At 72.6% G+C, this 21,776-nt stretch carries 19 protein-coding genes; 13 read left to right on the top strand and 6 right to left on the bottom strand.

What is annotated here, in order from left to right; genetic code table 11:
- Positions 1-166 precede the first annotated feature (166 nt).
- The 4 genes from ACSHXN_RS17135 (at position 167) to ACSHXN_RS17120 (ending at position 5,172) form a co-directional block, all read left to right on the top strand.
- Complete coding sequence (locus ACSHXN_RS17135) at positions 167-1,021, top strand: bifunctional methylenetetrahydrofolate dehydrogenase/methenyltetrahydrofolate cyclohydrolase (RefSeq protein WP_355137376.1); 855 nt, start codon at positions 167-169, stop codon at positions 1,019-1,021.
- Positions 1,011-1,559, top strand: a complete 549-nt coding sequence (locus ACSHXN_RS17130) for a DUF3017 domain-containing protein (protein WP_383357354.1) — start codon at positions 1,011-1,013, stop codon at positions 1,557-1,559. The genes ACSHXN_RS17135 and ACSHXN_RS17130 overlap by 11 nt, the downstream gene beginning before the upstream one ends.
- A gap of 1,008 nt (positions 1,560-2,567) precedes the next feature.
- Entirely contained in the window at positions 2,568-3,734 is a 1,167-nt protein-coding gene (locus ACSHXN_RS17125) for a DUF2690 domain-containing protein (protein ID WP_438303307.1), read from the top strand.
- Positions 3,735-4,182: 448 nt separating this feature from the next.
- On the top strand, positions 4,183-5,172 hold the full coding sequence (locus ACSHXN_RS17120) for a malate dehydrogenase (protein WP_355141521.1): 990 nt from the start codon (positions 4,183-4,185) through the stop codon (positions 5,170-5,172).
- 103 nt (positions 5,173-5,275) lie between these two features.
- Here ACSHXN_RS17120 and ACSHXN_RS17115 read toward each other — a convergent pair whose 3' ends face one another.
- Positions 5,276-6,175 (bottom strand): bifunctional helix-turn-helix transcriptional regulator/GNAT family N-acetyltransferase, encoded by a 900-nt coding sequence (locus tag ACSHXN_RS17115; RefSeq protein WP_355141523.1) that lies wholly within the window; start codon positions 6,173-6,175, stop codon positions 5,276-5,278.
- A 191-nt stretch (positions 6,176-6,366) separates the two neighbouring features.
- Between ACSHXN_RS17115 and ACSHXN_RS17110 the strand changes: the two genes are divergently transcribed.
- From ACSHXN_RS17110 to ACSHXN_RS17100, 3 genes are read left to right on the top strand one after another with little or no spacing between them, the layout of a single operon-like run.
- Complete coding sequence (locus ACSHXN_RS17110) at positions 6,367-8,109, top strand: hypothetical protein (RefSeq protein WP_438303306.1); 1,743 nt, start codon at positions 6,367-6,369, stop codon at positions 8,107-8,109.
- Entirely contained in the window at positions 8,096-8,449 is a 354-nt protein-coding gene (locus ACSHXN_RS17105; protein ID WP_355141527.1) for a hypothetical protein, read from the top strand. The genes ACSHXN_RS17110 and ACSHXN_RS17105 overlap by 14 nt, the downstream gene beginning before the upstream one ends.
- A gap of 10 nt (positions 8,450-8,459) precedes the next feature.
- Entirely contained in the window at positions 8,460-9,551 is a 1,092-nt protein-coding gene (locus ACSHXN_RS17100; RefSeq protein WP_359460125.1) for a hypothetical protein, read from the top strand.
- Between the two features lie 122 nt (positions 9,552-9,673).
- On the opposite strand, the gene ACSHXN_RS17095 is transcribed toward ACSHXN_RS17100, so the two are convergent.
- A complete protein-coding gene (locus tag ACSHXN_RS17095; RefSeq protein WP_355141531.1) occupies positions 9,674-10,447 on the bottom strand; it encodes a hypothetical protein in 774 nt (257 codons plus the stop codon).
- A gap of 192 nt (positions 10,448-10,639) precedes the next feature.
- On the opposite strand from ACSHXN_RS17095, the gene ACSHXN_RS17090 reads away from it, so the two are divergent.
- The 5 genes from ACSHXN_RS17090 to ACSHXN_RS17070 all read left to right on the top strand — a co-directional run bounded on the left by ACSHXN_RS17090 (position 10,640) and on the right by ACSHXN_RS17070 (position 17,760).
- Positions 10,640-12,151 (top strand): aldehyde dehydrogenase family protein, encoded by a 1,512-nt coding sequence (locus tag ACSHXN_RS17090; protein ID WP_355141533.1) that lies wholly within the window; start codon positions 10,640-10,642, stop codon positions 12,149-12,151.
- Between the two features lie 99 nt (positions 12,152-12,250).
- Positions 12,251-13,777: a GMC family oxidoreductase gene (locus ACSHXN_RS17085; RefSeq protein ID WP_355141535.1), complete on the top strand. Its 1,527-nt coding sequence runs from the start codon at positions 12,251-12,253 to the stop codon at positions 13,775-13,777.
- The gene (locus ACSHXN_RS17080; protein ID WP_356111930.1) at positions 13,777-14,865 is read left to right on the top strand and encodes a quaternary amine ABC transporter ATP-binding protein; all 1,089 of its coding nucleotides are present in this window, start codon (positions 13,777-13,779) and stop codon (positions 14,863-14,865) included. The genes ACSHXN_RS17085 and ACSHXN_RS17080 overlap by 1 nt, the downstream gene beginning before the upstream one ends.
- The gene (locus tag ACSHXN_RS17075) at positions 14,865-16,802 is read left to right on the top strand and encodes an ABC transporter permease (protein WP_355141538.1); all 1,938 of its coding nucleotides are present in this window, start codon (positions 14,865-14,867) and stop codon (positions 16,800-16,802) included. The genes ACSHXN_RS17080 and ACSHXN_RS17075 overlap by 1 nt, the downstream gene beginning before the upstream one ends.
- A 1-nt stretch (position 16,803) precedes the next feature.
- Positions 16,804-17,760 carry an ABC transporter substrate-binding protein gene (locus tag ACSHXN_RS17070; protein WP_438303305.1) on the top strand — a complete coding sequence of 319 codons (957 nt, stop codon included), beginning with the start codon at positions 16,804-16,806 and terminating at the stop codon, positions 17,758-17,760.
- Here the strand turns inward: ACSHXN_RS17070 and ACSHXN_RS17065 are convergent, their stop codons facing one another.
- The 3 genes from ACSHXN_RS17065 to ACSHXN_RS17055 are packed head-to-tail and all read right to left on the bottom strand — an operon-like array spanning position 17,761 to position 19,414.
- A complete protein-coding gene (locus tag ACSHXN_RS17065) occupies positions 17,761-18,486 on the bottom strand; it encodes an isocitrate lyase/PEP mutase family protein (RefSeq protein WP_355141542.1) in 726 nt (241 codons plus the stop codon).
- On the bottom strand, positions 18,483-18,929 hold the full coding sequence (locus ACSHXN_RS17060; protein ID WP_355141544.1) for a carboxymuconolactone decarboxylase family protein: 447 nt from the start codon (positions 18,927-18,929) through the stop codon (positions 18,483-18,485). The genes ACSHXN_RS17065 and ACSHXN_RS17060 overlap by 4 nt, the downstream gene beginning before the upstream one ends.
- On the bottom strand, positions 18,926-19,414 hold the full coding sequence (locus ACSHXN_RS17055; RefSeq protein WP_355141546.1) for a carboxymuconolactone decarboxylase family protein: 489 nt from the start codon (positions 19,412-19,414) through the stop codon (positions 18,926-18,928). The genes ACSHXN_RS17060 and ACSHXN_RS17055 overlap by 4 nt, the downstream gene beginning before the upstream one ends.
- 47 nt (positions 19,415-19,461) lie before the next feature.
- On the opposite strand from ACSHXN_RS17055, the gene ACSHXN_RS17050 reads away from it, so the two are divergent.
- Positions 19,462-20,853: a PLP-dependent aminotransferase family protein gene (locus tag ACSHXN_RS17050; protein WP_356111937.1), complete on the top strand. Its 1,392-nt coding sequence runs from the start codon at positions 19,462-19,464 to the stop codon at positions 20,851-20,853.
- Between the two features lie 12 nt (positions 20,854-20,865).
- Here the strand turns inward: ACSHXN_RS17050 and ACSHXN_RS17045 are convergent, their stop codons facing one another.
- Positions 20,866-21,687 carry a hypothetical protein gene (locus ACSHXN_RS17045; RefSeq protein ID WP_356112005.1) on the bottom strand — a complete coding sequence of 274 codons (822 nt, stop codon included), beginning with the start codon at positions 21,685-21,687 and terminating at the stop codon, positions 20,866-20,868.
- Positions 21,688-21,776: the final 89 nt, after the last annotated feature.

Genomic DNA, 21,776 nt, shown 5'->3' with positions numbered 1-21,776 from the left:
CGATACTGCGCCAGACATCGTCGTGCGGGAGACGAGCCCTTGTCCAGCGGCATTGCGCAGGTGTTGTGCAAGTGCAACATCACCGATCTTGGGACAGGGCGGACGGGTCGGGCGGGAAGCAGCCCGGATTGGAACCACGGGCGGTTCATCCGGGAGGATGGGAGCCATGACCGCCCAGATTCTCGATGGCAAGGCCACCGCAGCCGAGATCAAGTCCGAGCTGACCGCCCGTGTGGCGGCGCTGAAGGAGAAGGGCGTCACGCCCGGCCTCGGCACCATCCTGGTCGGGGACGATCCCGGCAGCCGCAAGTACGTCGCCGGCAAGCACCGCGACTGTGCGGAGGTCGGCATCGCCTCCATCCAGCGCGAACTGCCCGCGACGGCCACCCAGGAGGAGATCGAGGCGGTCGTCCGCGAGCTGAACGAGGACCCGGCCTGCACCGGCTACATCGTGCAGCTGCCGCTGCCCAAGGGCATCGACGAGAACCGGATCCTGGAGCTGATGGACCCGGAGAAGGACGCGGACGGACTGCACCCGATGAATCTCGGGCGCCTCGTCCTGAACGAGCCGGCGCCGCTGCCCTGCACCCCGAACGGCGTGCTGACCCTCCTGCGCCGCTACGGCGTGGAGATCAAGGGCGCCGAGGTCGTGGTGGTCGGCCGGGGCGTGACCATCGGCCGCCCGATGCCGCTGCTGCTGACGCGGCGCAGCGAGAACGCCACGGTCACCCAGTGCCACACCGGCACGCGCGACCTCTCGGCCCATCTGAGGCGGGCCGACATCATCGTCGCGGCGGCGGGCTCCGCGCACCTGATCCGGGCCGAGGACGTGAAGCCGGGCGCGGCCGTCCTCGACGTCGGCGTCTCGCGCAGCGCCGAAGGCAAGATCGTCGGCGATGTCCACCCGGAGGTGGCCGAGGTGGCCGGGTGGATCTCCCCGAACCCCGGCGGCGTGGGTCCGATGACCCGCGCCCAGCTGCTCGTCAACGTGGTCGAGGCGGCGGAGCGCAGTGTCGGCTGAGAACAGGCCCGAGGGCACCTCGGGAGAGCGGCGGACCGGCGGGACCGAGCCCGCCGCGAAGAATGCCGTGGAAGAGCAGCGGCCGGACGGCACCGAGCCCGTCGTGACGGATGCGGTCAGCGCGCCCGACGCCGACGGCAGGCCCCGGCGCGCGACCCGGCGGTTCCCCCGGATCACCCGGGACACCGCGCGGCCCGAGGGCGGCGGCAGGGCCGCGCCGGGCGACGCACCCGCGCCCGCACGGCAGTGGCCGATCCTGGTCGTGCTGTCCGCCGTCGGACTCGGACTCCTGCTGACCGCGCTGGACGTGTTCCGTCTCGGCACGATCCTGATCGGCGTGGCGCTGCTCGGCGGCGCCGCGATGCGCTGGACGCTGCCCGACGTCGGCATGCTCGCGGTGCGCTCCCGCTTCACGGACATGGTCACGTACGGCGTCCTCGGACTGGCGATCGTGCTGCTCGCGCTGATGGCGCAGCCGAGACCGTGGCTGGAGATACCGTTCCTCGACGACACCCTGCACTTCACGGTCCGCACCTGACGGCGTCCGGGGACGCGACACGACGGCGGCGGGCGGCCCCTCCGGTGAGGGGCCGCCCGCCGCCGTCGTGTCGCCCTCGGCCGGGAACGGGGGCGCGCCCGGCCTCTCCCCCGTGGAAGGCCGGGCGCGCGGGGCGGCGAGTCGCCCGGGAAACACCCTCATGTACTCGCTCGGGGTGTTCAACACCCGACAGGCCGCTGTGGCACGGAAGTGACCATTCCGCTACGGTGTCCGGCCGCCGCAACGGAACCGGTGCGGCCCCGACGCCGTCCATCGGGCCGAACAGGCTTGCGGACGGAGCGAAGCGGAGGGGTGTGCGATCGGTCCCGGCAGGCCCTGCCGGGCGATCCGCCGCCGGAGGCGCGGCACTTCGCCGAGCACCTGCGGCTCCTGAAGGACCGTACGGGCCTCGGTATCGTCGCCCGCGGCGCTCGCGCCGCGTACAGCGGGCCCCGCCCGTCGGCTCCGGTGCCGGACCCGGCGGGCGGTCCCGCGCCCGGGCGGTACGAGGACGATCGCACGGTTCGGTGGCGGGAACGGCCGGACCGGGAGTCCGAGCCGCGCCCCGCGGGACACTGTGCGCCGACGTCCGCGCTCCTCGCTCCGCCGGCGCTGCTCGTCGTCGCCGGGGCCGTCACGCTCGGGTGGGCTGGTCCCTCTGCGCCTGCTGAGGTCACCGCTGTGTGCCCGTTGTGTCGATGTGTTGACAAGTTCGGGGATGGCGGCCCAATCGCAGACGGACCGTGGCTAACGTGTCCAACCGGGACGGTCCGGGGCGTCCCGCACGGCGAACCGGGGATCCGTTCGCACGGGCGGTGGGACACTGGGCCGCGGACCGACGGGTGTGCGACGGTGCATGCCTGCCACCGAATGCTCCCGTGCGCCCCCAGTCCGGGTGGCGGGATCACGGCCGGGGGCCTCCCCGTGGGTAGCGGGGAGGGGGGATTCGACAGCACACGGCACGCAAGGGGAACGTCAGCAGGTACCGGGGGAAAGAGGGGGGAAGCAATGCCTCGTTGGAAGGCCCTGCCCGATGAACTCGACCCGCAGGTGGGTGAGTTCGCGGGACAGCTGCGGCGGCTCGTGGACCGCAGCGGGCTGAGCGTCTCCGCCGTGGCCGACCGCACGGGCTACAGCAAGACGTCCTGGGACCGTTACCTCAACGGCAGGTTGCTCGCGCCCAAGGGCGCGGTCATCGCCCTGGCCGAGGTGACCGGCACCAATCCCGTGCATCTGACCACCATGTGGGAGCTGGCCGAGCGCGCCTGGAGCCGCTCGGAGATGCGCCACGACATGACCATGGAGGCCATCCGTATCTCCCAGGCGCGTGCCGCGCTCGGGGAGTTCGGGCCGCCTTCCGGGGCCGGGGGCCGCGGAGCCACGGCGGCATCGGGCGTCGCGGGACCCGCCGGTGTGGCGCCGGTGGTGCCGTCGCAGCCGACGTCCACCACGGCACCGGACGCCGGCGTCGCCGCCGGAGCGCCGCGGGGCGGGTCCTCCGTCGAGGGCTCCCGGGGGCGATCGCAGAACGGCCGTGCGGCCCGCGCGCCCGAGCCACCGGTGACGTCGGCGGAGGCAGCCGCCGGCACAGCGGGGACGCCCGCCGCTCGACGGCCGGCGGCGGCCGGCGGCCCGCCGCCCGAGGACCGGCCGTCCGGCCGGGACGCGTCCGACGGGGCGCGTCGCAGACGGCCGCTGCTGATGTTCCTCGCGGGCGTGGTCGGGGCGCTCGCGGTGATCGCGGTGGCCTTCTTCCTGACCGGCGGCGACGGCACGAAGGCGGCGGGCGCGCCCAAGCCGTCGGCCTCGGCGCCGAGTCCCGCACCCGACCTGCCGGCCGGCGTCAAGTGCGCCGGTGCGGGCTGCACCGGCAAGGACCCGGAGAGCATGGGCTGCGGCGGCACGCTGGCGAAGACCTCCACCAGCGTCACCGTCGGCACGACCCTTGTTGAGGTCCGCTACAGCGAGACCTGCGGGGCCGCGTGGGCCCGTGTCACCCGGGCGGCGCAGGGCGACACGGTCACGGTGTCGGCGGCCGGGGCCGCCCGGCAGACCGGCTCGGTCGCCGCTGCCGGGGACACGGACGCCTACACCCCGATGGTGTCCGTGACGGACGCGGCCGCTGCCAAGGCGTGCGTGACGCTGACGTCAGGACAGCAGGGGTGCACGAAGTAAGGAGGGCGCGGCCCCCACGGGGACGGGGGGCGGCCACCAGGGGAGGGGCGCGCGGGTTTCTGCCGCGCGCCCCTCACCTGAAAACAATCGCCGTACGGCACGCATGACCCCCGCGTCGCGGGGCAAGCGGAACGTACCCCCACGGGAGTCCGGCAGTCCGGGAGGCCCCCATACCCCTTCCGGCTGGACGCCCCGCACGGCGGCCGCCTCGCGTCCCCCTCTCCCGGCACGCGGCGGCCGCCGCGTCTGTGGGGCGGGCCACAGGGGCCCGGGCGTCCGGGATCCGGGATGCGCGATAGCCTGACGGCTGGATCTCTCTTGACGCCAAGATATCGATCGTCTGTACCCGTGATCGATCATCGCGGCGGGGCGCCGGTCACGAGCCGGCGGCGGGATCCCGCACCCCGGGCGACGAAGCCCTACCGCCAGCTGTCATACGGAGAACGCCATGACCCGCACTCCCGTGAACGTCACCGTCACCGGCGCGGCCGGCCAGATCGGTTACGCACTGCTCTTCCGCATCGCCTCCGGCCAGCTGCTCGGCGCGGACGTGCCGGTCAAGCTGCGCCTGCTGGAGATCACCCCGGCGCTCAAGGCCGCCGAAGGCACGGCCATGGAGCTCGACGACTGCGCGTTCCCGCTCCTGCAGGGCATCGACATCAGCGACGACCCGAACGTCGCCTTCGACGGCACCAACGTCGCCCTCCTCGTGGGTGCCCGCCCGCGCACCAAGGGCATGGAGCGCGGTGACCTCCTCGAGGCCAACGGCGGTATCTTCAAGCCGCAGGGCAAGGCCATCAACGACCACGCCGCGGACGACGTCAAGATCCTCGTGGTGGGCAACCCGGCCAACACCAACGCGCTGATCGCCCAGGCCGCCGCCCCGGACGTGCCGGCCGACCGCTTCACCGCGATGACCCGCCTCGACCACAACCGCGCGCTGACCCAGCTGTCGAAGAAGACGGGCGTCCCGGTCTCCGAGATCAAGCGTCTGACGATCTGGGGCAACCACTCCGCCACCCAGTACCCCGACATCTTCCACGCCACGGTCGCCGGCAAGAACGCCGCCGAGGTCGTGTCGGACGAGAAGTGGCTCGCCGAGGACTTCATCCCGACCGTCGCCAAGCGCGGTGCGGCGATCATCGAGGCCCGCGGCGCCTCCTCGGCCGCCTCCGCCGCCAACGCCGCCATCGACCACGTCCACACCTGGGTCAACGGCACCGCCGAGGGCAACTGGACCTCCATGGCCATCCCGTCGGACGGCTCCTACGGCGTCCCGGAGGGTCTGATCTCCTCCTTCCCGGTCACGACGAAGGACGGCACGTACGAGATCGTGCAGGGCCTGGACGTCAACGAGTTCTCCCGCGCCCGCATCGACGCCTCCGTCAAGGAGCTGGAGGAGGAGCGCGAGGCGGTCCGCGCGCTCGGCCTCATCTGATCCCAGGGCCTTCGGTCCGCACAGGCCCCGTTCCGGTCCCGCCCGGAACGGGGCCTGCGGCTGTGCGGACACCGCTCCGGCCGTCCCCCCCGGGTGCCCGCGGTCAGCGAACGGCCCCCTCCGTCAGCCGCTTCTCGAACCAGTGGGCCGCGTACACGTTGTCGTCGTAGCGCGGGATCCGCGTGTATCCGCAGGCCCGGTACATGGCCTGAGCCTCCGTCAGGACGGCATGGGTGTCCAGGCGCACCAGGCCGAGGCCGTGTTCGATCGCCTGTCGCTCCAGGCCGTCGAGCAGACGGCGCGCGAGGCCCAGGCGGCGGGCCTCCGGGTGGACCCACACATGGCGGATCTCACCGACGCCGGGCTCCAGGGTCCGCAGCGCCCCGCATCCGACGGGCCGGTTCTCCTCGTAGGCGACCAGGAAGGCCCCGGCGTCCCCGGACACCTCTTCCGGGCGGACCAGGGCGGTGGGGTCGAAACCCTCGGGGAAGCGGGCGTCGATGTCGGCGGCGTAGGCGTCGAGGCAGGCCCGCGCGTCCGCGCAGGCGCCGTCGACACGCTCGATCACGATGCCGGCGAGACGCAGCAGGCGCCGTGCGGTGCCGAGCGCGGCGGTCAGTTCGCCGCGCTGGTCCTCGCTGAGATCGCGGAGCAGGCGCTCGGCCAGGGCGTCGGCGCGGCGGTTCTGCTCCCCGACCTCGTCGCGTCCGGCGGGCGTCAGTGCCGCGAGCCGCAGCCGGCTGTCCCCGTGATGGACGCTCGTCCGCACCAGTCCCTGGGCCTCCAGGGCCCGTGTCATCCGGCTGAGATAGCCGGCGTCCAGGCCGAGCCGCACGCGCAGTTCACGCAGTGAGGCGCCGTCCCCGATCTCGTACAGCAGCCGGGCCTGACCCAGTGGCCGGTCCTGCCCCAGGTAGTGGTCGTCGAGAACGCCGATCCGGCGGGTGAGGTAGCGGTTGAAGCGGCGGAAGGCCGTCACATGCTCAGTCGACACTGGCTCCATGTTCCTTTGACCTTAGTCAAAGGACTCGTGGGCGTCCATGGACGCGGCCGGTCACCCACCGCAGTCGTCACCCGTCACGGGCGTGAACTTTCCGCTTTCCCGGACACGGGCGCCCCCCTATGCTGATGGCTCATCAACTTGTGTGTGACCCACGTCTCTTGAGGGTCGGGGTCCGTCATCGGGGGAGTGGCGTGAGCACCGCCTACGTGCCGCAGCAACCACAGCCGACGCAGGTCGGCCCACCGCCGGCGCAGCCGCAGGGCCCACCGCACGCCAGTGAGGCCACGCGACTGCTGTGTGCGGGTGTCTACCTGGATTCCGTCTACCGGGACCGGGTCATCGAGGAACTGCACCTCAACGAACAGCGGATCGTGGCGCCCTCACTCGGCCTCGACGCGGCGCGGGTGCTCGCCCACGCCCTGCGGGCCCGGCGTCTGGAACTCGCGTGGGCGGGGGCGATCATCGGTCTGTGGCTGGTGGGCTCCGCGCTCTCCGGCGGTCTGCTGCTCGGCTTCCTCGTGCCCAGCCTGATGCTCGCGATCGCGTCCTGGATCAGGGGCCGGGCCGGGGACCCTCCGCTGTACCGGCGGGTGCCGGCCTTCTTCGTGCGCTGGTGGGGCCGCCTCACCTTCGCCGGGTACCTCGTCATCACGGTCCTGGCCGCGTTCGCCGGCTCCGACGACGGCTCGTCCTACGGGTCCTACGACCCCTACGGCGGAGGCTCCTCCGGCACCCCGAGCGTGTCCGACCTGGTGCTGCCGAGCGAGAGCGTCAAGCCCTGGCAGGCGTGGTTCGCCCTCGGCGTTCTCGCGCTCATCGCCGTGTGCATCGCCGGGCAACGCCGTCAGTTCGCCCGTGTCATGGCCGCCGAACTGTCCTCGCAGCGCTTCCCGGACGCCGCGAGCGACCCCGCGGAGCAGGAGCAGGGGGCGCGCCTGCACCGGGTGCGGCAGCGCATCCGGCTCGAACAGCACGCGCCGCTGATCATGTATCACGAGGCCCGGCCGTTCTGCGGCGCGGGCGCGGCCTTCGACACCTGGGTGCTCGCAGTCGAACTCGTGCCCGACCCGGTGAAGAAGCAGCAGCCGCTCAGCAACCGGGCCGTGCTGGAGAAGGTCCGCCCGTTGCTCGCCCGGCTGCGTGTGCCCGCCGAGCACGCCGGACCCGGCGTCCGCGACCGGCTGCGCGGACTGGAGATCGACGAGTGCGTGTTCCTGCCCGCCGAGGGGCTGCTCCGCCGCGAGGACGCCCCCTACCACCCGCAGGCGTTCGAGGAGCACCGGGCGCGCGCGGTCGAGGAGGGAGGCGAGAAACGGCGGCACTTCCTGCGCATCCGGGTCGGCGGATGGGAGGAGGAACTGGTCGTCACCGTGTTCGTGCGCGTCCACACCCAGGGCCGCATGCTCATGCTGGAGATCTCCCCGCATGTACTCACCCCCGTGCGCGAGGACTTCAAGGACGCCGACCGTACGGCCCACCGCTTCCGTCACAACAACCCGCTCGGGCGGGCCGCCTGGGCGCTCGCCCGAGTGCCGGGCTCCCCGGCGCGCGCCCTGATCACGCTCGGCAGGACCGCGGTGTACGGATGGCGGCTGCTGACCGGCGGCTACGCGAACGCACTGCCCGACGGTCCGGCCCTGTCGGTACGCGAGCTGGGCTCCACGCCCGACCGGTCGCTCTTCCAGGACATGGACGTCGACCGCTATCTCAAGAGCATCCAGGACCGCGTCGCCCACGGAGTTCGGGCGGCCCTGGCCGATTCCGGTTACCGAACGGGCGAGTTCGTGCAGCGCATCGTGAACATCAGCAACGGCGGCGTTCACATCGGCAGGGTGGAGGGCAGCACCTTCGCAGTCGGCGAGCACGCCAGCGCCTCCGCCACCACCGGCGGCCCCGCGCCGCAGAAGGGACCCGAGACCGATGGCCACGGATGAGCCGAACGTCAGCATCGGCGACGTGTCGCACAGCACCTTCGCTGTCGGCAGCCACGCGCAGGCCGTCAGCCACCACGGGACGGCCGGGCAGCGTGACGAAGCGACCGAGGAACTGCTGAAGGCGGTGCGCGAGCTGCGCGCCGACCTGACCCGGGTGCGCGGCGACGAGCGGACGGCCGCTCTCGACGAGGCGCTCGCCCGGACGGAGGACGAGATCACCCGTACGGGCCAGGCGGCCCCGTCGCGCCGGGAGCGGCTGCGGGAGTTGCTCGGCGACTCGCAGGCACTGCTGAACGTACTCGCGTCCGCGGGGGCCGTGGCCGGGCTGCTGGGAATGTGAGAGGGAGACGATGAGCGGGGGCCGGCGGTACTGGAACGAGGACACCCAGCGCTGGGAGGACGGTGAGGCGGTCCGGAACCCGGCCCCGGCGACGCCGCCACCGCCGGCGCGCCCGCAGCACGCCCCGGACGCGGCGCCGCCGGGACCGGTCGCGCCCGACGCGGAGGCCTCGGGCGAGGGCCGCGGGACGGGCCCTTCGGAGACAGGCCCTTCCGAGGCGGACGTCGCCTGGTGGCAGACGCAGACACAGGCCGGTGACGGCGGGGTCGTCGAGCCGGTGGCGCCGGACGCGACGGACGGGAGCGGGGTGCAGCCGTTCCCCGCGTGGCCGGCCGACGCCGGCCGGCCGTACCCGGACCGGGTGCCGCCGGCGCCCGCAGCGCCCGGTGGTCTCAACCGCCGGGTCCTGTGGTCCGTGGTGGTCGGGGCGGCGGTGGTCGGGGTCGGCGTGAGCCTGGTGCTGAGCCTGGTCATCGGCCCCGGGGACGACAAGGGGGACAAGCGGTCCGCGGCGAGCGCCGCCACGACACCGGGGCCCACCGGGGCGACGGAGAGCTCCGGGGCGCCCTCGCCCACCGGCGGCCCGGCGTCGCCCTCCACCTCGCCGAGCGCACTCCCGACGGGCTACGCGTCGCGGGACGACGGCGAAGGCTTCCGGATCGCCGTCCCCGAGGGCTGGACGCGCTCGACGGTGAAGTCCACGTACGGCATACGCGTGGTCAACTACCGCAGCGCGGACCACTCCCACCGGATTCAGGTGTACCAGGTGGCGGAGTCGTCGCCGGACGCGTCGTTCGAGCTGTACCTGTCCGCCGCGACCGCGAAGCCGGCCGGCTTCAAGGAGATCTCCCTGCAGAACCTCGACGACGGCGAGTTCACCGGCTCGCGGCTGGAGTACCTGGCCGACACCATCAAGGGCGAACCGGCCGTGGGCCCCTGGCACGTCTACGACGAGCGCTTCGTGGCGGCGGACGGCAACATATACGCCATCGCCGTGTACGGCCCCGACGCGGACGGCCGGGACGACGAACTCCAGCTGCTCACCACTGCCCTGAACTGGTTCTGCCCGCCCGGCGCCACCTGCGACCCGGCGCCGGCCTGACGTCGTACCCGGCGCCGGCCGGCCCTCGCCCGAACGGGCGAATCCCCCCGCCGCACGGGCGGGGGGACGGGTACGACCGACCGGGTGGGCCGTGTCCGGCCCTGCGGTGATCCGACGGGACGTCAGGACGCCGGCAGGTTCGGCACCTGGGAGATGTCCACCGATTCGCTCGCGAGCGGGGTCCGCACCAGGACCAGCTTGTTGTAGTCCGTGAAGGTGAGGGACAGGTCCGTGCCCGGCCCGGTCTGGGCTGCGCGGAACAGGCGATGCGGCTTGCCCGCCGTGACGTACAGCGTCGAGGTCAGGCCGTTCACCTGGAAGGACAGGGGGACCACCCGTGTTCCGTCCAGGGTCCTCGCGAGACCCACCTTCAGGGTGTTCGGCGCCTTGACCATCGCCGCCCGCTGGAGCGATTCGAGGTCGCAGGTGCTCGCGATGCCGCTGAGGAGGGCGTTGGAGGTGGAGCCGTGGATATAGCGGTCCTCGTACTCCCGGCTCGCGGCGACGCCCCGCTCGCCGGGGAGCTCCGCCTTCCAGAACGTCTGGTCGGGCTTGAGCCACACCTCGGTGCCGCGCTTGATGATCTCGACCGAGCCGCCGTGCCCGCCGAGCGTCATGGTGCCCGCACAGTTGCCGCGCCGGTCGAGCGCGATGTTCATCGCGGTCGGCAGACGCTTGTTGGACGAGGCCGTCCGGCTCCGGTCCACATAGCCGAGGCGTACCGATGTTGCCTTCCGCAGCCCTTCCTGTGCCTGGGCGGCCAGCCGCTGCGGGTCCGGGTTGCCACCGGTCCGGGCCGACGAGACGCCGCCCATGCCGGGGGAGAACAACAGACCCATCGTCGCAGCCGCGGTCGCCGTACAGGTCGCGATTGTGAAGCCACGGGTCGGGAACATCGCATCACCTCCATGAGTATCTGCCCAAAAGCGTACTTTTATCGCTTTTCGACCGCATTCTCAGTGACGCCCCGCACTTTCCGCCACTGAACGCGCATGTATCGGCGGGTCGGGGGCAGGTGCACCCGGCCTCCGAGGGTGACACGTGTGTGACGCAGGGGCATGGACCAGGAACGGAAGGCAACACCGAACATGGCAGGACAGCAGGCAGATCAGACGATCCATGTGGCGGGGGAGTGGCGCCCGGCGCTCTCCGGTGCCACCCGCGAGATCCTCGACCCCGCGGATGCCGTGCCGTTCGCCCGGGTGGCCGAGGGTGACGAGCGGGACGCCGACGCCGCCGTCGACGCCGCCCGCCGCGCCTTCGACGCGGGGTCCTGGCCCCGCACCCCGGTCGCCGAACGGGCCGCGCTGCTGCGCCGCGTCGCCGACCTCCTCATACGCGACCGTGAAGAGCTCGGGCTGCTGGAGAGCCGGGACGCCGGCAAGACCGTCGAGGAGGGACGAGTCGACATCGACTGCGTCGCCGACGCCTTCCGCTACTTCGCGGACCTCGTCACCGCGGAGGGCCCCGGCCGCGTCGTCGACGCCGGCTCCCCCGACGTCCACAGCGTCGTCGTGCACGAGCCCGTCGGTGTCTGTGCGCTGATCACACCCTGGAACTATCCACTGCTGCAGGCCAGCTGGAAGATCGCCCCCGCGCTCGCGGCCGGAAACACCTTTGTGGTCAAGCCGAGTGAGATCACCCCGATGACCACGATCGCGCTGCTCGAACGGCTCGAGGAGGCCGGACTGCCCGCCGGAGTGGCCAACATGGTGACCGGCCCCGGTCACTCGGCCGGCGCCCGGCTCGCCGAGCACCCGGGAGTCGACCTCGTGTCCTTCACCGGCGGCCTCGTCAGCGGCACCAAGGTGGCGCAGGCCGCCGTCGCGGGGGTCAAGAAGATCGCCCTCGAACTCGGTGGCAAGAACCCGAACGTCGTCTTCGCCGACGCCTGCGCCACGGAGGAGGACTTCGACACGGCCGTCGACCAGGCCCTCAACGCCGCCTTCATCCACAGCGGCCAGGTCTGCTCGGCGGGCGCACGCCTGATCGTCGAGGAGTCGGTCCGGGAGCGCTTCGTCGCCGAACTGGCCCGCCGGGCCGGCCGGATCCGCCTCGGACGCGGAACCGAGAAGGGCGTCGAGTGCGGCCCGCTCGTCTCGGAGCAGCAGCGTGCCAGGACGGAGGCGTACGTCGCCTCCGCGCTCGCCGAGGGCGCGGTGCTGCGGTGCGGCGGCAGGCGCCCCGAGCCGAGCGGGACCAGGCCCGCCGACGGCTACTTCTACGAGCCGACCGTCCTCGACCAGTGCCACCGGGAGATGAAGGTCGTGCGGGAAGAGGTCTTCGGGCCCGTCCTGACCGTGGAGACCTTCCGCACGGAGGACGAGGCGGTCGCGCTCGCCAACGACACCGAGTACGGCCTGGCCGGTGCCGTCTGGACCGCCGACCCCGGCCGCGCCCGCCGGGTCGCCGGCCGGCTGCGCCACGGCACCGTCTGGATCAACGACTTCCACCCCTACCTCCCGCAGGCGGAGTGGGGCGGATTCGGCAAGAGCGGCATCGGTCGTGAGCTCGGCCCCGCGGGCCTCGCCGAGTACCGCGAGACCAAGCACGTCTACCAGAACCTCGCGCCGCGCCCGGTGCGCTGGTTCGCGGGCTGAACCGCGCCCCCTCCCTCCCGTCCCCGTCCCCGCGCCCCGTCCCCCCACCCCCCCAGCGACGCGCAGCACCTTCGCACGTCCCCCGAGGAGCAGCACTCCATGTCCGAGCAGCACGTATACGACTACGTCGTCATAGGCGGCGGCACGGCGGGCTCCGTGATCGCCGCCCGCCTCACCGAGAACCCGGACGTCACCGTCGCCGTCATCGAGGGCGGCCCGAGCGACGTCGGCCGCGACGACGTCCTCACCCTGCGCCGCTGGATGGGCCTGCTCGGGGGTGAACTCGACTACGACTACCCGACCACCGAGCAGCCGCGGGGCAACTCCCACATCCGGCACAGCCGGGCCCGCGTGCTCGGCGGCTGCTCCTCGCACAACACACTGATCGCGTTCAAGCCGCTGCCGTCCGACTGGGACGAGTGGGAGGCGGCCGGTGCCGAGGGCTGGGGCGCCGTTCCGATGGAGGCGTACTACGCCCGTCTCCTGAACAACATCGTCCCGGTCCACGAGAAGGACCGGAACGCGATCGCCGGCGACTTCGTGGACGCGGCCCGCGCCGCGCTGGGCGTTCCGCACGTGGAGGGCTTCAACAAGAAGCCGTTCACCGAGGGCGTCGGCTTCTTCGACCTCGCCTACCACCCCGAGGACAACAAGCGGTCGTCGGCGTCCGTGGCCTATCTGCACCCCGTGATGGACGAGCGCCCCAATCTGACGATCATGCTGGAGACCTGGGCGTACCGGCTGGAGCTCGAGGGCACACGCGCACAGGGCGTGCATGTGCGCACCGCGGCCGGCGAGGAGGTCCTCGTACGGGCCCGGCGCGAGGTCGTGCTGTGTGCGGGCGCCGTCGACTCGCCCCGTCTGCTGCTGCACTCCGGCATCGGGCCGAAGGCGGACCTGGAGGAACTCGGCGTACCGGTCGTGCACGACCTGCCGGGTGTCGGCGAGAACCTGCTCGACCACCCGGAGTCGGTGATCGTGTGGGAGACGCACGGCCCGATCCCGGAGAACTCCGCGATGGACAGCGACGCCGGGCTCTTCGTGCGCCGCGACCCCGACCGCGCGGGTCCCGACCTGATGTTCCACTTCTACCAGGTGCCGTTCACGGACAATCCGGAGCGACTGGGCTACCGGCGGCCGGAGTTCGGCGTCTCGATGACCCCGAACATCCCCAAGCCGCGGAGCCGGGGCCGCCTCTACCTGAAGAGCGCCGACCCGGAGGAGAAACCCGCGCTGGACTTCCGGTACTTCACCGACGAGGAGGACCACGACGCCCGCACCCTCGTCGACGGCATCAGGATCGCCCGCCGGATCGCGCGGACGGAGCCGCTGGCCGGATGGCTGAAGCGGGAGGTGTGCCCCGGTCCGGACATCACCGGGGACGAGGAGCTGAGTGAGTACGCCCGCAAGGCGGCCCACACCGTGTACCACCCGGCGGGCACCTGCCGGATGGGCGCCGCGACCGACGAACTCGCCGTGGTAGATCCCGAGTTGAGGATCCGCGGCCTCGACGCGATCCGCATCGCGGACGCGTCCGTCTTCCCGACCATTCCCGCCGTGAACCCGATGATCGGGGTGCTCATGGTCGGGGAGAAGGCCGCCGATCTGCTCGGAGGTGAGGCCTGATGGCACTCACGGTTCCCACCCGCAAGCCCCCCACCGGGGACTCCGCCGGCACTCCCGTCTTCCGCGTGGAGGGCCTGTGGAAGGTCTTCGGCGCCAAGGCCGACCGCGTCCCGGCCGAGCCCGAGCTCGGCAGCCTGACCCCGGCCGAGCTGCGTGAGCGCACCGGCTGCACGGCGGCCGTCCGCGATGTCGGTTTTGATGTCCGCAAGGGCGAGGTCTTTGTCGTCATGGGCCTGTCGGGCTCCGGCAAGTCCACGCTCGTACGCTGTCTGACCCGGCTGATCGAGCCGACCGCGGGCACTATCGCCATCGACGGCGAGGACGTCCGCGCCATGGACAAGGCGCGGCTGCGCGAACTGCGCCGCCACCGGGCCGCGATGGTCTTCCAGCACTTCGGCCTGCTGCCGCACCGCACGGTCCTCGACAACGTCGCCTACGGCCTGGAGATCCAGGGTGTCGGGAAGGCCGAACGCCGCGCTCGAGCCGGGGAGTTCGTGACCAAGGTCGGCCTGGAGGGCATGGAACAGCGGCGCCCCGCACAGCTCTCGGGCGGCCAGCGGCAGCGGGTGGGGCTCGCCCGTGCGCTCGCCGTGGATCCCGAAGTGCTGCTGTTCGACGAGCCGTTCAGCGCGCTCGACCCGCTGATCCGGCGCGACATGCAGGAGGAGGTCGTCCGGCTGCACCGCGAGGAGAGCCGCACGATGGTCTTCATCACGCACGACCTCGGCGAGGCACTCAGGCTGGGCGACCGCATCGCCCTGATGCGCGACGGCCGCATCGTGCAACTGGGCACCCCCGAGGAGATCGTGGGCTCCCCGGCCGACGACTACGTCCGGGATTTCGTCCGGGACGTCCCCCGCGAGCAGGTCATCACGGTCCGTGCGGCCATGCGCACCGCGTCCGCCGACGAGGCGGCGAAGGGCCCCGCACTGTCACCGGACGCGACCGTCTCGGAGGCGATCGAGGCCGTGGCCCGTACCGGGTCCCCGGCCCGCGTCATGGACGGCGGCCGCTGCCTCGGCGTTGTCGACCACGAACGGCTGCTCGCCGTCGTGGCCGGAACGGAGCGCGGCGAGGAGGCGGCTTGATGGCCACCCTCACCGCGACCCCGGCCCGTGTCGGCCTGCCGGGCCTCCTGCGGCACCGTGCCGTCGGCAAGCTCGCGCTGCTCGCCGTCGCCGCCGCTGTTCTCGTCCCCCTTGCCGACGCCCACTGGGCGAGCGGCAGTTGGCCGCAGGCGCTCACCGTCGACCTGTCGAAGCCGCTGACCGGCGTCAGCGACTGGATCATCGACAACCGGGACAGCCACCCCCTGTTCCTCTACTTCTTCGGCTACATCAGCAACGCGGTCGTACTGTCCGTACGCGCCGTCTACCTCGTGCTGCTCGCCGTGGGCTGGGCCGGTGCGACGGCCGCCGCCGGACTGCTGGCGTGGCGGGTAGCCGGGGTCCGCCTGGCCCTCGGCACGACGGCCGCCCTTCTCGCCTGCGGTCTGCTCGGCATGTGGATCCCCACCATGCAGACGCTGGCGCTCATGGTGGTCGCGGTACTCGTCTCGGTCGTGCTCGGTGTGCTGCTCGGTCTCGCGGCGGGCCTGTCCGACCGTACGTTCCGCGCCCTGCGCCCCGTCCTCGACACGATGCAGGTGCTTCCTGCGTTCGCGTACCTCCTGCCCGTGGTCCTCGTCTTCGGCATCGGTGTACCGGCCGCCGTCCTCGCCACTGTCGTGTACGCGGCCCCGCCGATGGCCCGGCTCACCGCACTCGGCCTGCGCGGCGCCGACCACGAGGTCCTCGAGGCGGTCGAGTCGCTCGGCACCACGGCGCGCCAGCGCCTGTTCACCGCACGCCTCCCGCTGGCCCGCAGGGAACTGCTTCTCGGGCTCAACCAGACGATCATGATGGCGCTGTCCATGGCCGTCATCGCCTCCGTGATCGGCGCGGGCGGCCTCGGTGACCGCGTCTACCAGGCGCTCGCCTCGGTCGACGTGGGCGCCGCGCTCGCCGCCGGCCTTCCGATCGTCCTGCTCGCGGTGGTCCTCGACCGGGTCACGGCCGCGGCCGGTGAGGGCCTGCGGTCCGGCGGCCGGGCGGGATGGGCCTACGCCGCCGCCGCGACGGCGGCCGTCGCCGTGGCCGCGCGCCTCGCGGGGGGTCTGGACTGGCCCGGCTCCTGGACCGTGCAGATCGCCGAGCCGGTGAACCGCACCGTCGACTGGATGACCGCCCATCTGTACTCGGGTGTCCCGTACGTGGGAGGCACCGCCGACTGGGCGGGCCACTTCACCACCTGGATCCTCGACCCCCTGCGGGCCGGACTCCAGTGGCTGCCCTGGTGGTCGGTCCTGCTCGTGGTCGCCGCGCTGGCCTGGCTGATCGGCACCTGGCGCACCGCGCTCACGGCCGTCCTGGCGATGGCCGCGACCGGTGTGCTCGGCGTGTGGAAGCCCTCCCTGGACACGCTGTCCCAGGTGCTGGCGGCCGTGGCCGTCACGCTCGTCCTCGGGGTCGCGACCGGGATCGCCGCGGCGCGCAGCGACCGTTGCGAGCGGCTGCTCCGCCCGGTCCTCGACGTCTTCCAGACGATGCCGCAGTTCGTGTACCTGATTCCGGTCGTCGCCCTCTTCGGCGTGGGGCGCGCGCCCGCCGCCGTGGCGGCGGTCGTGTACGCGCTCCCGGCGGTCGTCCGCATCACCGCCCAGGGCCTGCGCCAGGTCGACCCGGCCGCCCTGGAGTCGGCGCGCTCGCTGGGCGCCTCGAGCGTCCAGCAACTGCGCCAGGTCCAGCTTCCGCTGGCCCGCCCGGCGCTGTTGCTCGCCGTGAACCAGGGTGTCGTCCTGGTCCTCGCCGTCGTGATCATCGGCGGTCTGGTCGGTGGCGGTGCGCTCGGCTACGACGTCGTCTTCGGGCTGGCGCAGGGCGACCTGGCGACCGGTCTGGTGGCCGGCGCGGCGATCGTCTGCCTCGGACTGATGCTCGACCGGGTGACCCAGCCGACCGAGCGGCGCGCGAAGAAGGGGGCGTGACATGCCTCGTACCCGTACGAAGATCATCACCGCTCTGGCCGTGCTCGGTCTGACGACCGGCTGCGGCGCCGCCGACATGACCAAGCAGGCGTCGCCCTTCGCGAACGCGCAGGGCGCCAGGACCGTGACCCTGTCGGTGCAGTCGTGGGTCGGCGCGCAGGCGAACGTGGCGGTGGCCCAGTACCTCCTCGAGCACAAGCTCGGATACCGCGTCGACACGGTCCAGGTCGACGAGATCCCCGCCTGGGACGCGCTGAGCCAGGGCCGGGTCGACGCGATCCTCGAGGACTGGGGCCACCCGGACCAGGAGAAGCGCTACGTCGAGGACAAGAAGACGATCGCGCGGGCGGGAGGTCTCGGGGTCACCGGCCACATCGGCTGGTACGTCCCCACCTATCTGGTCCTGCAGCACCCCGACATCACCGACTGGAAGAACCTCGACAAGTACGCCGACCTGTTCCGCACCGCGGAGAGCGGCGGCAAGGGCCAGCTGATGGACGGCTCGCCGTCCTACGTCACCAACGACAAGGCGCTGGTGGAGAACCTGAAGCTGGACTACCAGGTGGTCTTCGCCGGTTCGGAGGCGGCGCAGATCACGCAGATCAGGCAGTTCGCGAAGGAGCACAAGCCCTTCCTCACGTACTGGTACGCGCCGCAGTGGCTGTTCAAGAAGGTCCCGATGACCGAGGTCGCGCTGCCGCCGTACAAGGAAGGCTGCGACGCGGACCCGGCGAAGGTGGCCTGCGCGTATCCGCACACGCCGCTGCAGAAGTACCTCAACGCCGACTTCGACCGCAGCGGCGGCAAGGCGGCGCGATTCCTGAAGAAGTTCCACTGGACCACCGAGGACCAGAACCAGGTCGCCCTGATGATCGCCGACCGGAAGCTGACCCCGGAGCAGGCCGCGAAGAAGTGGGTGGACAGCCATGCCTCGACATGGAAGTCATGGCTGTCCTGATCAGTCCCGCCCCAGTCGTGCGGCGAGTTCACCGAGGTGTGCCGCCGCACGGCGCTGCAGCCACGGCCCGAACGTGACGCGGGTGGCCCCGAGCGCGCCGAGTTCGCGGGGCGAGGGGCTCTCGCCGTCCAGCCGGGCGAACGCGTTGAGCGGTCCCGGGACCTGAGCCCGCAGTATCGGCAGTACGTCGGCCGGGGCGCCGATCGGATAGACGCAGTCGGCGCCCGCGGCGACGTACAACGCGGCCCGTTCGACGGCCCGCCCGGGGTCGCCGTCCCCATGGGCGAAGGTGTCCACGCGGGCGTTGACGAACAGCCGGTCCCCGGCCGCGGCCCGCACTTCGGCGATCCGGTCGGCGTGCCGGTGCGGGTCCTCGAGGACGCCCGCGGTCGAGTCCTCGATGTTGCAGCCCACCGCCCCGGTCCCCAGCAGCCGCTCCACCAGCTCGCGCGGGGCCAGTCCGTATCCGTTCTCCAGGTCGGCCGACACCGGGACATCGACCGCGCGCACGATCCGGGCGACCGCCGCGAACATCTCGTCGGCGGGCGTCTCCCCGTCGGTGTACCCGAGCGAGGCGGCGATCCCCGCACTGGGCGTGGAGAGCGCCGGGAACCCGGCATCCGCGAACACCCGTGCGCTGACCGCGTCCCAGGGGCCGGGCAGCACCAGGGGGTCGCCCGGCGGGCGCTCGTGGTGCAGGGTCCGGAAGGTGTCGGCCGGGCTCACCACTCGGTGCTGCCCGGCGGGATCCGGCGGCCGACCATGAGCCGGTTCCAGCCGTTGATGGTGGTGATCAGAGCGATCAGATGGGCGATCCGGACCTCGTCGAAGTGCTCGGCGGCCTGCTCGTAGACCTCGTCCGGCACGAAGCCGTCGGTGAGCACGGTGACCGCCTCGGTCAGGGCGAGCGCGGCCCGTTCACGCTCGTCGAAGGCCTCGCCCGCCTCCTCCCAGGCGTTGAGGAGATCCAGCTGCCGTTCGCTCACCCCGATCCGCCGGGCGCCCGCGAGGTGCATGTCCAGGCAGAAGGCGCAGTGGTTGAGCTGGGAGGCGCGGATCTGGACCAGTTCGGCGAGCGCGGGGTCGTCGAGCCCCCGCCGTGCGGCGGCGCCGAGGGCCTGCAGGGCCGTGCGCACCCCGGCGTCGAGACGGGTGGTCCGGGCCGTCACGAATACTGGCCCGGCTGGTAGTGGCCCGGCACCCCTCGTGTCGTCACGCCGAACCGGTTCCACGCGTTGATCACCGTGATCACGGCGATCAGCTGGGCGAGCTCCGCCTCGTCGAAGTGCTCGGCGGCCTGCTCGTAGACCTCGTCCGGCACGAACCCGTCGGTGAGCACGGTCACCGCGTCGGTCAGCTCCAGCGCCGCGACCTCCTTCTCGGTGTAGAAGTGCCGCGACTCCTCCCAGGCGCTCAGTTGGATGATCCGCTCGACGCTCTCGCCCGCCGCGAGCGCGTCCTTGCTGTGCATGTCCAGGCAGAAGGCGCAGTGGTTGAGCTGTGAAGCACGGATCCTGACCAGCTCGCGCAGCTTGGGGTCGAGTCCCTCCCCGGCGGCCGCGTCCAGTCGCACCATCGTCTTGTACACCTGGGGGGCGTGCTTGGCCCACTGCAGACGGGGGGTGTGCTCGGGAGCGAATTCATGCGTCGTCATGCCACCGACCCTAGGAGCGGAGCAGCCCAGGAGTATGGTTCATTTCCATGGCGAAATCCTGGGCCACTTTCGGGGTCGATCTTCATCTGGAGCCGACCGGACCGGGAGTGCGCAAAGGGCTGACCAGCGCGCTGCGCGAGGCGGTGCGCACCGGCCGGCTCGCGCAGGGGACCCGGCTGCCCTCCTCCCGCTCGCTCGCCGCCGACCTGGGCATCGCCCGCAACACGGTCGCCGACGCGTACGCCGACCTCGTGGCCGAGGGGTGGCTCGTCGCACGCCAGGGCTCGGGCACCCGGGTGGCCGAACGGACCTCGCCCGAGCCGCCGGTCACCCCCGCCGCGCGCCGTCCCCGAGAGCGCGGCCGACCCGTCCACGACCTGCAACCCGGCACCCCCGATCTCGCCTCCTTCCCCCGCGCCGCCTGGCTCAGGGCCGCCCGCCGCGCCCTGACGGCGGCACCGAACGAGGTCCTCGGCTACGGCGACCCGCGCGGCCTCGCGACACTGCGCACCGCGCTCGCGGAGTACCTGTCCCGCGCCCGGGGGGTGCGAGCCGACCCCGAGCGCGTCCTGATCTGCGCGGGTTTCGGGCACGGGCTGACGATCCTCGGCGGGGTGCTGCGCGCACGCAAAGTCCCCTCGGTCGCCGTCGAGACGTACGGGCTCGAGGCCCACTGGGAGCTCCTGGAGGCGGCCGGTCTGCGCACCTACCCCCTTCCGTTCGACGTACGGGGCACGAGTACCGAGGAGCTGGCGGGGCCGGGAGCGGCACTGCTGACTCCGGCCCATCAGTTCCCGATGGGTGTACCGCTGAGTCCCGGCCGGCGGGCGGCCGTGGTGGACTGGGCGCGGAACAGCGGCGGACTGATCCTCGAGGACGACTACGACGGGGAGTTCCGCTACGACCGGCAGCCGGTCGGGGCGTTGCAGGGACTCGACCCCGACCACGTGGTGTATCTGGGCACGGCCAGCAAGTCCCTGGCCCCAGGGCTGCGCCTGGGCTGGATGGTGCTGCCCGAGGCGCTCGTCGAGGAGGCCGTCGCGGCCAAGGGAGTCACCGACACATGCGGCGTGCTCGACCAGCTGACCCTGGCGGAGTTCCTCACGTCGGGCGCGTACGACCGCCATGTACGCGCCGCCCGGCTGCGCTACCGGCGCCGGCGCGACGCCCTGGTCCGGGCCCTGGCGGTCCGCGCCCCCGGTGTCAGCGTCACCGGGATCGCCGCAGGACTGCACGCGGTCCTGCGGCTCCCGCCGGGCACCGAGCGGAGTGTGGTGCGCGCGGCGGCGTGGCAGGGCCTCGCGGTACACGGGCTGGGCGGCTACCGCCACCCCGATGCGGCCGTCGAGCCGGTGGACGCCCTGGTCGTGGGGTACGGAACACCGCCCGACCACGGATGGCCTGGAGCGCTCGAGGCCCTGTGCAGGGTGCTGCCCTGACGGCCGGGACCCTCACCCCTCGGCGACGGGCGCCTCCCCGAACCGTGCGAGCGCCAGCGCCCCCGCCACCGCGACGACGAAGCCCACGACCGCGAGCCAGGCCAGCCCCTCACGGGTGCGGTCGCCCAGCCACACCACCCCGATCGCGGCCGGCCCCACCGTCTCGCCCACCACCATGCCCGCGGTGGCCACCGTGACCGATCCCCGCTCCAGCGCCGTGGTCAGCAGCAGAAAGGCCGCCCCGCCGCCCAGCACGAGCGCGTACGTCGCCGGATCGGTGAGCAGTGGTCCGGGCGCCAGTGAGTCGATGAGCCGCACCGACACCTCGACGACCCCGAAACCGAACCCGGCGCAGAGCCCCAGCACCAGGTCCCGGCGCCACCCCCGCAATCGGCCCCCGGCCGGACCGAGCAGCAGCACGGCCACGGCCGCCGCCGGCATCGCGTACTTCAGTTCCGTGGACCCCGCGCGGCCGCCCTCCGTCCCCGAGGCCACGCCCAGCATCGCCAGCCCGGCGCAGACCACCGCGACCGCCGCCCACTCATTCCCGGTCGGCCGCACGCGCAGCAGCCGGGCCGCGACCACCGCCGTGACCGCCAGGCTGGAGGCGAGGGCCGCCGCCACCGCGTAGATCGGGAGCGAGCGCAGCGCCGCGATCTGCAACAGGAACCCGAGCCCGTCCAGCGCGAGTCCCGCCAGGAACCGCCACTGCCGAAGAGCCCGCAGCAGCAGCGCCGCGTCCCCGCCCGGGCCTTCGCCCGCCGAGCGTGCCGCCATCGCCTGCAACACGGTCGCCGTACCGAAGCAGACGGCCGCACCCAGCGCGCAGATCATTCCAAAGAGCACAAAGCGACTCCAGGGGGTGGCGGAGGGGCGGGGGCATACTCGAACACCCGAGTGACGATCTCTAGTCTGTCGGGCGG

The organism is Streptomyces sp. HUAS TT11, from assembly GCF_051553595.1.
Lineage (GTDB): Bacteria > Actinomycetota > Actinomycetes > Streptomycetales > Streptomycetaceae > Streptomyces.
The sequence above is the reverse complement of the archived record's forward strand: the minus strand, read 5'-3'. Positions and strand labels throughout refer to the sequence as shown.

Bases quoted from the DNA above. Each gene is read 5' to 3' on its own strand.
- ACSHXN_RS17135 (WP_355137376.1), top strand. From the start codon at position 167: ATGACCGCCCAGATTCTCGATGGCAAGGCCACCGCAGCCGAGATCAAG.
- ACSHXN_RS17125 (WP_438303307.1), top strand. From the start codon at position 2,568: ATGCCTCGTTGGAAGGCCCTGCCCGATGAACTCGACCCGCAGGTGGGT.
- ACSHXN_RS17120 (WP_355141521.1), top strand. From the start codon at position 4,183: ATGACCCGCACTCCCGTGAACGTCACCGTCACCGGCGCGGCCGGCCAG.
- ACSHXN_RS17115 (WP_355141523.1), bottom strand. From the start codon at position 6,175: ATGGAGCCAGTGTCGACTGAGCATGTGACGGCCTTCCGCCGCTTCAAC.
- ACSHXN_RS17105 (WP_355141527.1), top strand. From the start codon at position 8,096: ATGGCCACGGATGAGCCGAACGTCAGCATCGGCGACGTGTCGCACAGC.
- ACSHXN_RS17100 (WP_359460125.1), top strand. From the start codon at position 8,460: ATGAGCGGGGGCCGGCGGTACTGGAACGAGGACACCCAGCGCTGGGAG.
- ACSHXN_RS17095 (WP_355141531.1), bottom strand. From the start codon at position 10,447: ATGTTCCCGACCCGTGGCTTCACAATCGCGACCTGTACGGCGACCGCG.
- ACSHXN_RS17090 (WP_355141533.1), top strand. From the start codon at position 10,640: ATGGCAGGACAGCAGGCAGATCAGACGATCCATGTGGCGGGGGAGTGG.
- ACSHXN_RS17085 (WP_355141535.1), top strand. From the start codon at position 12,251: ATGTCCGAGCAGCACGTATACGACTACGTCGTCATAGGCGGCGGCACG.
- ACSHXN_RS17080 (WP_356111930.1), top strand. From the start codon at position 13,777: ATGGCACTCACGGTTCCCACCCGCAAGCCCCCCACCGGGGACTCCGCC.
- ACSHXN_RS17075 (WP_355141538.1), top strand. From the start codon at position 14,865: ATGGCCACCCTCACCGCGACCCCGGCCCGTGTCGGCCTGCCGGGCCTC.
- ACSHXN_RS17070 (WP_438303305.1), top strand. From the start codon at position 16,804: ATGCCTCGTACCCGTACGAAGATCATCACCGCTCTGGCCGTGCTCGGT.
- ACSHXN_RS17055 (WP_355141546.1), bottom strand. From the start codon at position 19,414: ATGACGACGCATGAATTCGCTCCCGAGCACACCCCCCGTCTGCAGTGG.
- ACSHXN_RS17050 (WP_356111937.1), top strand. From the start codon at position 19,462: ATGGCGAAATCCTGGGCCACTTTCGGGGTCGATCTTCATCTGGAGCCG.
- ACSHXN_RS17045 (WP_356112005.1), bottom strand. From the start codon at position 21,687: ATGATCTGCGCGCTGGGTGCGGCCGTCTGCTTCGGTACGGCGACCGTG.